Raw genomic sequence first — 543 nt, forward strand, 5'->3', positions numbered from 1 at the left:
CAGACACCGGCCTTGCCGCTTTGGGCGAGCATTCCTTCAAATTGCGTCGCCTTGGCCGGACGGAAGCGGGCGGCCGGATATACAGCGTGGATACCGAGTGATGGCCCGCGAAACGGCGCTGAGCCGTACGCCGCGTTGATCGGACGTCGTCCATCGCTCCCAGCTGTACCTCCATCACCTAACTGTTTGATCCTGGCATTTGATGGTGCATTGTTTTCCCAAGAATGGAAGGATGCACTATGGGCCAGGTTCTTCACGGCAGCGCCACAACGACAGAGGCGATCCGTCGAACAATACAGAATAGTCAAGAGAGCCTGAGAACGCTGGCCAAGCGCTACGGGATCAACCAGAAGACCGTCGCTAAATGGAAGAAGCGGACGTCAGTTGCCGATCTGCCGACCGGCCCACAGGAGCCGAGATCGACGATCTTGTCGCTTGAGGAAGAGGCAATCGTCGTTACCTTTCGCAAGCACACGCTGCTGCCGCTGGATGACTGCCTCTATGCCCTCCAGCCGACGATCCCGCACCTGACGCGCTCCTCGC

2 pseudogenes are annotated in these 543 nt (G+C 59.1%); one reads left to right on the forward strand and one right to left on the reverse strand.

The features are described from left to right. Positions 1 to 257 (reverse strand): annotated as a pseudogene (locus EN851_RS37510) (hypothetical protein); the annotation flags it as partial. On the opposite strand from EN851_RS37510, the pseudogene EN851_RS34145 reads away from it, so the two are divergent. Continuing rightward, positions 240 to 543 (forward strand): annotated as a pseudogene (locus EN851_RS34145) (IS481 family transposase); the annotation flags it as partial. The pseudogenes EN851_RS37510 and EN851_RS34145 sit on opposite strands and share 18 nt — an antisense overlap.

The organism is Mesorhizobium sp. M8A.F.Ca.ET.208.01.1.1, assembly GCF_004791315.1.
Taxonomy (GTDB): domain Bacteria; phylum Pseudomonadota; class Alphaproteobacteria; order Rhizobiales; family Rhizobiaceae; genus Mesorhizobium.